The 11936-nt window shown below is 42.9% G+C and carries 7 protein-coding genes; 6 read left to right on the top strand and 1 reads right to left on the bottom strand.

Annotated elements, in window-relative coordinates:
• The first annotated feature begins 70 nt into the window (after positions 1 to 70).
• From A5294_RS02045 to A5294_RS02035, 3 genes are all read left to right on the top strand, one after another.
• Positions 71 to 2551: a S9 family peptidase gene (locus A5294_RS02045; protein ID WP_231880170.1), complete on the top strand. Its 2481-nt coding sequence runs from the start codon at positions 71 to 73 to the stop codon at positions 2549 to 2551.
• A 286-nt stretch (positions 2552 to 2837) separates the two neighbouring features.
• Positions 2838 to 3548 (top strand): Crp/Fnr family transcriptional regulator, encoded by a 711-nt coding sequence (locus A5294_RS02040; RefSeq protein WP_004105425.1) that lies wholly within the window; start codon positions 2838 to 2840, stop codon positions 3546 to 3548.
• Between the two features lie 58 nt (positions 3549 to 3606).
• Positions 3607 to 5928: a transglycosylase domain-containing protein gene (locus tag A5294_RS02035; protein WP_004105423.1), complete on the top strand. Its 2322-nt coding sequence runs from the start codon at positions 3607 to 3609 to the stop codon at positions 5926 to 5928.
• Between the two features lie 154 nt (positions 5929 to 6082).
• Here the strand turns inward: A5294_RS02035 and A5294_RS02030 are convergent, their stop codons facing one another.
• A complete protein-coding gene (locus A5294_RS02030) occupies positions 6083 to 7237 on the bottom strand; it encodes a quinone-dependent dihydroorotate dehydrogenase (RefSeq protein WP_064340317.1) in 1155 nt (384 codons plus the stop codon).
• 229 nt (positions 7238 to 7466) lie between these two features.
• Here A5294_RS02030 and A5294_RS02025 point away from each other — a divergent pair, with 229 nt between their 5' ends.
• From A5294_RS02025 to A5294_RS02005, 3 genes are all read left to right on the top strand, one after another.
• The gene (locus A5294_RS02025; protein WP_004105415.1) at positions 7467 to 8324 is read left to right on the top strand and encodes a DeoR/GlpR family DNA-binding transcription regulator; all 858 of its coding nucleotides are present in this window, start codon (positions 7467 to 7469) and stop codon (positions 8322 to 8324) included.
• Between the two features lie 532 nt (positions 8325 to 8856).
• The gene (locus tag A5294_RS02020) at positions 8857 to 10101 is read left to right on the top strand and encodes a hypothetical protein (RefSeq protein WP_064340316.1); all 1245 of its coding nucleotides are present in this window, start codon (positions 8857 to 8859) and stop codon (positions 10099 to 10101) included.
• A 613-nt stretch (positions 10102 to 10714) separates the two neighbouring features.
• On the top strand, positions 10715 to 11920 hold the full coding sequence (locus tag A5294_RS02005; RefSeq protein WP_064340313.1) for a pyridoxal phosphate-dependent aminotransferase: 1206 nt from the start codon (positions 10715 to 10717) through the stop codon (positions 11918 to 11920).
• Positions 11921 to 11936: the final 16 nt, after the last annotated feature.

The following is an 11936-nucleotide window of genomic DNA, read 5'->3' as shown; positions in this document are numbered from 1 at the left end:
AGATGTGTATAAGAGACAGATATATAAGAGCTGAAGAAAATACTTAATGAAAATTAAAAGAGGTGTAGCTATGAATAATCAAGATTTTGCAAAGCCAAAAGCGGCAGAACGCATACCGTCGGCACGTGAATTCCATGGCGACACTTATATAGACGAATATGCTTGGATGAAAGATCGCAATAATCCTAAGCTTATGGAATACGTCAATAGTCAAAATGCTTATACTGAACAGCGTGTAAAGCACTTAGCAAACTTGCGTTCTACATTATTTGACGAGTTGCGCTCAAGAGTTCAAGAAACAGACATGTCTGTTCCTGTGCGCATGAATAATTACTGGTATTATGTGCGCACTGAAAAAGGCAAACAATACGCTGTGCAATGCCGTATGAAAGTCGAAAATAGTGACGATTGGAATCCGCCAACTATCGACAATTCTGCAAAACCTGGCACAACTGATGGTGAAGAAATTTTATTTGATGCAAACCTTGAATCTGAGCACTCTGGTGGCAAGTTCTTTAGAGTCGGTGGAATGGATTTGAGTACCAACGGTTTGAGAATGCTGTACGGTGTCGACACTCAAGGTGATGAACGCTTTAACTATTTTATTCGTGACTTTTCTACAAAAACATGTTCTTGGTTGCAGTTGGAAGAATCGTGGGAAAATCTTGCTTCTGCTTCACTTTCTCCAGATGGAAAATGGATGTTTTATGTAAAGCTTGATGATGCTTGGCGTCCTTATCAAGTTTGGAGGCATAAGGTCGGCACTAAAGTTTCCAGCGATGTAAAAGTTTTTGAAGAAACTGACGAGCGATTTTTTGTTGACGTGTATGAAAGTTTTGACGAACGATACATGATGATCAGTAGTAGTTCAAAGACTACATCGCGTGTGCTCATGCTTCCTTTGAGCAATCCTGAGGGCGAATTCCGTATGGTTATTGAGCCGGTTGAGGGAGTGGAATACGATATTTCTTTCGCTTGCTTCGAGAATGCTGGCGAAAATGGTGAAGATATTCCAATTGCGATTGTGTGCCATAACGCTAAAAATCCTAATTTTGAAATTGACATTATTGATATGAGAGGAAATTCCGGCAAGTTTGATGAGCATGTAACGTATAAGCTTTCGGATGGAGTATGTGTTGCTTCGGGTTCTCCTTATGGTTGCGAGCAAGGAGATGTTTGGCAAAAAGGTGCCGGAAGTGAGCCTATTACAAAGCCTTATAATTCGCCTCAAAATCCTGAAATATTGCAAAATGCAGTTGGATTGAGCATAAGCGGATTGTCAATGTACAAAAATTATGTGGCACTAGCTTACCGTTCTCAAGGTTTGCCGCATTTGGCTGTAATGAGCAAGAAGCGCGCTGTTGAAGATTTTTTGCAAGCAAAACCGTGGCGTTTTTGCGAAGTGCACCCACTTTCTTCCCAGCTTGCGAATCAATTTACGGATCAACCTACGGATCAATTTTCTTCTCAACTTACGGATCAACTTGCGGATCAAGCGCAAGCCGAATCACGTGCTGCGCTCGCAAATATTTCACAAGAAGAAATCAACAATAATCGCTTATTTAGTATTTCTATGACTGGAAATCCTTCGTACGAAGCTCCGCATATGCGTTACGCTTTTGGCAGTTACGCAACTTTAGGTCAACTTCGCGAGTTGGATCCTTTAACAGGCGAAGATGTGCTGCTCAAGCAAGGTAAAATTTTAGGCGAATTTAATGAGCACAATTATGCTGAAAAGCGCGTTTGGATTACTGCTCGAGATGGTGAGCGTGTGCCAGTATCGCTTGTGTGGCGTCCGGATAAAATTTCTCAAACTGACTCAATGTTTATTACTGGTTATGGAGCGTATGAAGTTAGTTCAGACCCTACTTTTTCTGTCGGTCGCTTGAGTTTGCTGGATCGCGGCGTGTTATATGCGCAAGTGCATGTGCGAGGCGGTGGCGAAATGGGTCGCGCGTGGTATGAGCAGGGTAGGCGCGTTAATAAAAAGCATACTTTTGAAGATTTTGTTGATGCCACGCGTGCTTTGCAAAATGCTGGTTTTGCTTCTGCTTGCCATACTGTTGCAAACGGTGGTTCAGCAGGAGGCTTGCTTATGGGTGCTATAGCAAATATGGCTCCGGAATGTTATGCAGGGATTGAAGCAGACGTGCCTTTTGTAGATGCTCTTACGTCTATGCTCGACTCTTCTTTGCCGCTTACTGTAACAGAGTGGGATGAGTGGGGCAATCCGCTCGATGATTCTGAAGCTTATGCTTATATGAAATCGTATACTCCTTACGAAAATGTGCCTTGCGCAAAAACGGAAGATGGTCGCAAAAAGTTAGCTGATTTTCCGAAAATCTTAATCACATCGTCTATTCACGACACGCGCGTACTTGTTACAGAACCTTTGAAATGGCTCGCTAAATTGCAAGCTTCTGGGGTTGATGCAATTGCTCGTATTGAAACTGACGGTGGTCACGGTGGCACTTCTGGCAGGTACAGGCAATGGCAGGAGTTAGCTTATGAAAACGCATGGTGCTTGCATGTTATGGGAGTAAATAGTTAGTCGGAAGCGGCAGAAACTTTACTGCGTTGTAAAGTAAATGTCGTTTGTGTGCTAAAAGGCGGCAGAAACTTTACTGCGTTGTAAAAAAACGGTCGTTTGCATGCTAAAAAGCGGCAGAAACTTTACAGCGGCGTAAAGTAAATGTCGTTTCCTCGTCTTTCGTGATATCATAGGTCAGGTGATGTGCGTTTTTCGCTTACGTTTTTCGTTTGCGTTTGCGCTCATCCGCATACAGGTAGTTCAATGGAGATATCTACTTATTGCTTAATGAAGGGGTAGAGCAGCAATGGCAACACTCAGCGTTGACAGTGATGAATTTTCACTGCAACATACCGCATTGTTTAAGCAAGTTCCAGCTGATCAAGTAAAAGAATTGATGCAGTATTTGCAAGAATCGACATTTAAAAAAGGTTCGGCAATTTTTAATGAAGGCGATACTGACCATCGAATGTACTTGCTTGAGCGTGGAAGAGTAAAATTAGTTCGTCATTCAAACGACAATCGTGTGCAATTGTTAAGTATTCACACTCCTGGCGAAATTCTAGGCGAAATTCCCGTTTTTGATCCTAGCGGCGGTCCTCGTACAGCTTCAGCAATATCTATTACAAACAATACTAGAGTTTTATGGCTAGAAAATGACGTGTTATTCCATTGGCTAAACAATCACCCTAGCGTTGCAGTAGATATGCTTCAAGTGCTTGCAGCGCGCATGAGAGCAAATAATGAGCGAATTTCCGACTTAGTTTTTATGGATGTTCCTGCTCGTTTAGCGAAGACTTTGCTGAATTTAGCTTCAAGATTTGGCGAGCCTATGAGCGATGGCTTGCTTGTGCCGCATGATTTAACGCAAGAAGAGCTTGCGCAACTTGTTGGCTCTTCACGCGAAACAGTTAACAAAGCACTTATGGATTTTGCAAACAGAGGCTGGATTATGCGCCAAGGCAGGTCAATTATTATTTATAAGCCTGGCATGCTTATTCGTCGAGCTGAGCGTTAAAGTGCGAATGTTTATGATGCCAGTTTTCAAGTAGAGGCAAACCTTTAGAATAGTACGCATGCCGAAAAAGAATTCACTGACTGTTCGCCGTGTGCTAGCACTGTTCCTTACCTACATCACTTTGTGTGTTGCAGGAGGTGTTGCAGCAAGTATTATGTTTGTTCCTGGCGTAATGAGCGTGAATAGCATAGTGAAAACAGTAGTACCTTCACTTCGCGTTGACGGCATCGATTTTGATGTAACTGCTTTGCCGCAAAAATCGCGACTTTACGCTTCTGATGGCAAAACTATTATTGCAACTTTTTATGCTCAAAACCGCACTGTAGTGCCGCTTCGACGCATATCGCAATATATGCAGCGAGCAATGGTTGCTCGTGAAGACCGTCGATTCTTTGAGCATTCCGGCGTAGATATGCAAGGTGTTATTCGCGCATTCGTGCAAACATTCGTTAAAAAGGGAGATATGCAAGGTGGCTCTTCCTTAACTCAGCAATATGTAAAAAATGTGCTTATGATTAAAGCTCGCGAAAGTAACGATCCTTTAGCTGAGTACCACGCTTCTGAAGGCACTATTGCACGTAAATTGCGCGAAATGCTTATTGCAATTCAAATGGAGAAAAAATATTCCAAACTTGAGATTTTGCAGGGATATTTAAATATTGCGCAGTTCGGTAGCAATAATATTTACGGCGTAGAAACTGCAGCTCACCGCTACTTCAATACGAGCGCTGCAAAACTTAATCTTGTGCAATCGGCAACTATTGCTGCAATTACAAAGAATCCTTCGCATTACGATCCTTCTATTGAAGCAAATCAGCCTGAAGCGCAAAAGCAGCGCAATATTGTTCTTGATTTAATGCTTCGTCAAGGTTTTATTACTAAGAGCGAGCATGATTCTGCTTCTGCTATTCCTCTTAAAAGCACTCTTAATATACAGAGGGAAGTTTCTAAGATTGGGTGCCAAGCTGCAGGCGATGCAGCATTCTTCTGCGATTATGTGACGAAGAAAATTTTGCACTCTCGCGAGTTTGGTAAAACTGCTGCCATGCGCGAAAAGTTGCTTACTGAGGGTGGTCTTGATATCTACACAACTATGGATTTGCGTGCTAGTAAGGCTGCTATGAAAGCTGCTAGAGATACGATTCCTGTAAACGATAAGAGCGGTTTTGAGGTTTCAATTGCAGCAATTAAGCCTGGAACTGGTGAAGTTTTGGCATTTGGCAGCAATCGTATTTATGATGCTACGGATGCTGCAAAATCAGATCCTACGCATACTGCTTTGAACTATGCTGTAGATGAGCGAGATGGTGGCGGTCTTGGTTGGCAGATTGGTTCTACGTGGAAGCCAATTAATATGGTTGCATGGATGCTTGCTGGAAAGTCAATTAATCAGCCTCTTCGCACTTCTATGCTTTACAACAATGCTGATTTTAATTGCAGCAAATTCCGCGGAGTTGGTAGTTGGTCAGTTCAAAACTCTGGTGGTGGCACAACTAATCCGGAAACTCCTTTGCAAGGTCTTGTGCGCTCGCATAACACCACTCAGGCTTCTATGGCTCAGCAAATTAAGCTGTGCTCAATCGCGGATGCTGCTCGCATACTTGGTTACCATAATTCGCCTCTTGGTCAGGAAAGTGTGTATTCTTCTAACTCGCTTAATCCGCCTATGACGATTGGTTCTGTGCAAGCTTCGCCTTTAACTGTGGCGAATGTGTATGCAACTATTGGTGCTGATGGCGTGGCATGCGATCCTATTGCTATTAAGCGAGTTGTTGACAAAAATGGTAAGCGTTTGAAAGTTCCTAGTGCGCATTGCCATCAAGCAATTCCAAAGGGAATTGCTCAAACTGCTGCTTATGCGCTGAATCAGGGTGTTGTGCAACCTGGCGGCGAGGCTTCAACTACCCAACTTGATGGTGGTCGCAAGACTTTCGCAAAAACTGGTACTAACGAACAGTACTACATGACTACAGCTGGTTTTGTGCCGTATCAAGTTGCTTCGTTTGTGGCAGTTGGTAACGCCGAATCACAAAAAAGCTTTAATGGCATGACTATTAACGGTCGTACAATGGCAGCTTGGTACGGTATGTATATTGCAACGCCAGCGTGGAAACAGTTTATGAATGACTATTTGAAAGCTGCTAACATTCCTGTTGACAACGATTATGGCAAGCCTGATCCAAAGTACACTGCCGGTGGAACTCTGCCTGGCATGCCTAAAAATACTGTTAAAACTGATCAGCAGAAGCGAGATGAAGACGCTAGAAAGCAGGCAGCACAAGAACAGCAGGAAGAAGCTAAGAAACAAAAGAACACGCAAGATCAGTACGGCACTGCTCGTCGCGACGACTATAGTAATTCAGAAACTGATAATTACTAAATGGTATTTGTTAACTCGTAATTGCTAGTTAACTTACTAAATACTAAGTTGTTTTGTGCTGTTCCTTACAAATAGACCCTTACTTATGCTACTTGATTGTGAGCAAAGTAAGGGTCATTTTTAGCGCAAATACGCACTGTGCAAATCCGCACTGCTAATTCAAATCCGCACCAACTGCGTCTGCAACATGCTCGAAGCCGTCGCGTTTCAAAAGATCCGCAAGTCCGCGTTTCAGCGTTGTGATTTGCTGTGGTCCTCTGTACATAAGTGACGTAATAAACATAACCAAGTCAGCGCCTGAGCGAATCTTCTCATATGCTTGCTTTGGCGTAAATACTCCGCCAATGCCTGCAATAGCAAAACGTTTACCAAAAGCTTTGCGCGTGCGTCGAATAAGCTCGTTGCTTGCGCTGTAGGTAGGACCTCCAGAAAGTGCTCCTTGCCAATCTTCCGGAACATCAAGTCCTGCGCGATTCTTTTGCAAGTTCGCAATACTTACTCCGTCAACTTTATGTTCGGCAAGTACGTCAAGCAAAGATTTGAACTGTTCCCAACCACCGTGCAAATTAAGCGGCATCTTAACTAACGTTGGCTGAGGTCGCTTAATAGTGTCAAGATCGGTGAATAATTTGTCAAGTGCTTCCGGCTGACTAAATGGTTCACCCACACGCGTGTTCGGGCATGAAATATTTACTTCAATTATTGAGCTTTTTCCGGCTGCACGTTCCATAGAAATATGGTAGTCTTCAATTCCTTCTTCCAAGTCGCCAACTAAGTCGTCGTTTGTGCGCGCAATAGAAATAGACATATTCATAGACTTTGCATGCGTCCAGGCTTTCTCGGCTCGTGCAACAACGGCTTCGCTGCCATCGTTTGCTAGTCCTGCGTGTACAAGAATAGAGTCATATTCTGGAAGGCGATGATACCAAGGTTTTTGATTTCCTTCGCATGGTCGGCTTGTGGTAGAGCCAACTGTTTCAAAACCAAAGCCGGCGTTGTCTAGTACGGTCGCCATTTGGCAGTTTTTATCCAGTCCTGCACTTAAGCCAAACGGATTTGCAAAATCCACACCCATAACGTTAGTTTCTAGCACTGGGTCTGTGTAGTTAAGCATTTCGCGAAGAAGCCACATTAATCCAGGAGTGCGTTCGCTAAATTTGCAAAAATTAATCATGCGATCATGCGCTTCGTCTGGAGGAATGTTAAAAACAAAATGCGGTTTAATAATGTGTTTGTATGAGAATGTAAAAAGGTCGGTCGTTGCTTTATTGACGACATTGTGCAATGAGTGTTCAGAAACGTAATACATATTTATATAGTAGGGCATTATTGTTATATACGCTATTACTTAGTGTATTTTGTGCGTTTTCTTTCTTGCCGTAGTTTGTGCGTTTTCTTCCTTAGTACGCGTTCGTTTTTGTGCGATTTTTCATAAAACTTGCTTTGCTTGACAACAAAATGTGCGTTCTTTTCGTTTTAATGCCCTGAAACGCTCAATTACGTTTGTTTTTTGCGTTTACGTGTGCGATAATGTTCGTATGATTTCTTCACAGCGTCAACATTTGATTTTAAGCCGTCTCCGTACGCGCGGTGCTGTTCGCATTACTGCGCTTTCTAAGGAACTGAACGTTTCTGCTATGACGGTTCGCAGGGATATCGCAGAGCTTTCGGATCGTGGGCTTTTAAAGCGCGTTCACGGCGGCGCTGTAACGACTAATACTTTGCTTTCGGAGCCGCTGTTTTCTGTAAAGTCGCAAATGGATATTGGTTTGAAGGATGCAATTGCGCGTTTGGCTGTGGATTATGTTTCTCCGGGGGATGTGATTGCTATTGGCGGCGGTACCACTGCTTATGTGTTTGCGCAACATTTGCTCGAGTCGCGCAGGGCTTCTGGCATTACGATTTTGACTAATTCGATTCCTGTTGCGGAGCTTGTGCAAGCTTTAGAGTCGAAGGATGTCGAGGTTATTGTTACCGGTGGCGTGATTACGCGTTCCAATTCGCTGGTTGGGCCTATTGCAGATAAAGTTGTTGCTTCTCTTCGTGTGAATACCGTTTTTCTTGGCACGCATTCTGTGTCTCTTCCTCGCGGATTCCTTATGCCAAATTCTTTGGAAGCTGCTACGGATATGGCGTTAATGGATATTGCGGATCGCACGATTATTTTGACGGATCATACTAAATGGAGTTGTACGTCGCTTTCGCTATTTGCTCGTTTTGATCAGGTTGATACTGTTATTACCGACGATGGTTTGGATGCTGATTCTCAGCTTCGTACGCGTGAGCTTGTGAAGGATTTGGTTTTGGCACCTGTTATTGATGAGCGAGATGTTCTTGATGCGTCTAATGCTGACGATTTAGTGAGTTCTGGAGATTCTGACGATTTGCTTGATTAGTATTTTTGCGAATATTTTTGCAAAGTTTAATTTTGCGCGCTGATGATTTTAATGCCCGAGTGAGTTGTTTACTCGGGCATTTTTGGTTTTTCTGTTTGGTTTTGCTTCAAGTGTGTCGATGTTTAAACAAATTTTGCTATGTTTAAATAAAGCGTGCCGATGCTTAAATATTGCGTTTTTTCGTTGTTTTATAAGGTATTTAGAGAAATCACAAAACTCAAACCTTAAAGAAAGCTGAAAAAACGTTAAAAAAATCCAGTATATGGCGTGTCGCGTAATTTTTATTAAAAAATACAGAAAAATGTCGTAAATATTTCTGCTTTTCAATGAATATAACGAATATTTATCAAGATTTTTGTATTTTTGATGCTGAGAAACCTGAATTTTAGTGTTGAGTTTTCTGAGAGCTTGCGGTAAGTTTTAACTCAGTTACCGGTTGAATCCCTAGTTCACTGGTACGAGCGGGAAACCGCAAATGGCAAATTTTTCTTCGCATACCCTAGTGCGAAGGAGAAGAAGAAAGGAAAATATTATGTTGAATAAGAAGGCTATCGCCGCATTCGCTGCTGGCGCCACCCTCCTCTCTGGTTTCGCTTTTGCTGCTCCAGCAATGGCTATGCGTGACAACAATCCATGCAAGGGTCGCACTGTTGAGTGGTGCACTGTTCGAGTTCAGGACGCTCAGGGCATTTATGATACTGCTTACAAGGCTGTTAACGATCCAGAAACCGGTTATCTTGCTAAGTATAATAATGCTCTTGCTGATTACAACGCTAAGCTTGCTGCAAGGAATACTGCTTTTACAACGTTAAACAATCTTAAGGCTGAACTTCATGATGCTCAGGGCGAGGCTAAAACAGCTTTAGAGCATAAGGTGGCTGTTGCTCAGGATGAGTATAATGCAGCTGAAAGCGCTCTCACCGCCGCTAAGACCGCTAAAGACAATGCTGAAGCTGAATTGCGTCAAGCAAATGCTGTCTTGGCTTCTGATCTTGCTGATTTGAATCAGAAGAAGGATGACTTGCGTGACTTCGTTGGTCCAACTGAGGATGAGGTCAAGAGGGCTCTTATTAACAAGGTTCGTCTTGCTAAGATGAACTTGGACAACAAGGATGATGAACTTGCTGTTGCTAAGAATAAGTTCAATGATGCTTATAAGGCTTTGGTTGCTGCTATTGCTGAGTACAATGCTCGCATGGATGCATTCAGTGCTGCTAATGGAAAGCTCAACGCATTCTTGGCTTCTGGCGTGAATGATTCTGCTACCCTTACTCGTTTGCGTGATGCAGCAGATCGTGCTGAGGCTCATCTTAAGCGTGCAACTGTTGCTCTTGCTAAGGCTAAGGCTGCTTATGATGATGCTTTGGCAAAGGATTTGGCTGCTGTAGCTGCTTATAATAAGGCTTTGCAGACTTACAAGGATGTTTACAATGAGGCTGTTGCTGCTGGTGTGAACCCAGCTTTGTTGCCACCAGTTGTGACTTCTGATCCTTTGGATCCAAAGGTTCCAGCTGTTCCTGGTTTGAAGCATGCTTATGCTTCTGCTATGAGCGGTAAGTTTGGTAAGGAAGCTAAGGCTGCTGAGGCTGCTGCTAAGCAGGGTAAGGATACCAAGGCTTCTGCTCAGCAGAACAACAATGCTAACGGTGCTGCCGCTGGTGCAAACGGTGCCGCTGCTGCTGGTTTAGCTAAGACCGGTGCTGCTGTAGCTATGGCTGCTGTTGCTGCTTCTGTGCTTGCTGGCATGGGTGCTGCTCTTCGCAAGATCCGTCACTAAGCTAAAAGCTGATTCAGCGATGAATCATTTGGGCTTTAGCTTATTGGTTGATCGTTGAGTCGATTTTACTGTGAATTACTTAGTCTAGTGTGCTGAAGGGTGCGCTAGACTAAGTTTTTTTTGACCTATAAACCTTTTTATAACAATTTTGTGCTCTTCGCCTCCTGTCTGCACATCCTGTCTGCGCTTTCTGCTGCACCCTTGTAAACTTTCTGCCGTTTTTTCGCTCTTTCGCGACTTTTTCTTGACAATGCTGTAAAGTTTTTGCCGTTTTTTGGCGCGTAGTCGACCGAAACTTTACGCCGCTGTAAAGTTTTTGCCGTTTTATCGCGCGCATCCGACCTTTCCTTTACTCCCATGTAAACTTTCTGCCGCCACCTGCCAATTCCGCACCTTCTTTTCGCACCTTCTTTCCGTACCTTTTATCCACAATGCAAGAAATTTATTTACGCACGAATAAGGCTTTAATAACCTTGCATTATRAATAATTTTTWYWTTTAACATCAGCCGTAATAGTGTTGTACAATTCGCATAATAAGCGTATAAACGAAACCTATAACCTTTAAAGATTATTCTTATAAAATCAAAACCAACAATCAAAAAGGAGCACAGCATGGCAAAAGTAGCGAAACATGCAATTTCAATACCTCGTTCAGGTATTAGAGATGTATTTGACCGTGTAGAACAAATACCAGACGCTATTTCACTATGCCTAGGAGAACCAGGCGAAACTGCTTCCTCACACATTGTTGAAGCCGCGTGCAACTCATTACGAGAGGGAAAAACAAAATACACAGACGTTTTAGGCATACCAGAATTCCGCGAGGCAGCTGCAAATTATACGAATAGAGTAAAAGGTTTAAACTACAACGCAGACACAGAAATTCAAGCCGTTGACGGCGCTACTATTGGATTATATTTAGCTATTAAATCAGTAATAGATCCGGGAGATGAGGTTATTATTCCATCTCCATACTTCACATCATACGATGCAGAAGTGCTAATGTGCGAAGGAATTCCAGTAACTGTAGCCCTTAAGCCAGAACATGGAATGCATATTAATGCAGAAGAAATACGCAAAGCTATATCACCACGCACTAAAGCCATCATTATCAATTCTCCATGCAACCCAACCGGTGCAGTAACAACCGCAGAAGAACTCGAAAAAATTGCAAAATTATGCCAAGAATTTGATCTTTGGGTAATTTCTGACGAAGTCTACCATCCATTCGTATTCGCAAGCAATCCAGAAACTGAACCTTGCGGAAATGCTGTAGCACCATCTATTGCAGCAGCTGAAGGAATGCACGAACGAACCATTATTGTAGAAAGTTTATCGAAAACTTACGCAATGACAGGCTGGAGAATTGGATATATTCTTGCACCAAGTCAAGTTATTGAGCAAACCAGCAAAATTGCAGAAATGATGCATTCTTCTGTAAATTCTACCGCACAATATGGCGGCGTAGCTGCATTAACAGGTCCACAAGATCACGTGCGTGAAATGAGAGAAGAATATCGCGCAAAACGTCAGCTTGTTATAGACGGATTGGCAAATTGCAATGCATTGCGTCTTATAGAGCCTCAAGGTGCATTCTACGTTTTTGTTGACGTTCGACCAACTGGTTTAAGTTCAGAAGAATTTAGCAAAAAACTTTTAGATGAAGAAAAAGTTGCTGTTGTACCAGGAGAAGCCTTTGGCGCAGAAGGAAGCGGATTCGTGCGACTATCTTACGCTGGAAGAGCAGAAGAACTTAAAGAAGGCGTAGCGCGCATAAGCAAATTTGCACTTGCGCAACAAGCTTTACATGCTGCATAAAATATTAGTTATTAAT

Source organism: Gardnerella sp. 30-4 (genome assembly GCF_001641215.1).
In the GTDB taxonomy this organism is placed as follows: domain Bacteria; phylum Actinomycetota; class Actinomycetes; order Actinomycetales; family Bifidobacteriaceae; genus Bifidobacterium; species Bifidobacterium leopoldii.
This window is presented reverse-complemented; position numbering and strand designations above follow the sequence as displayed.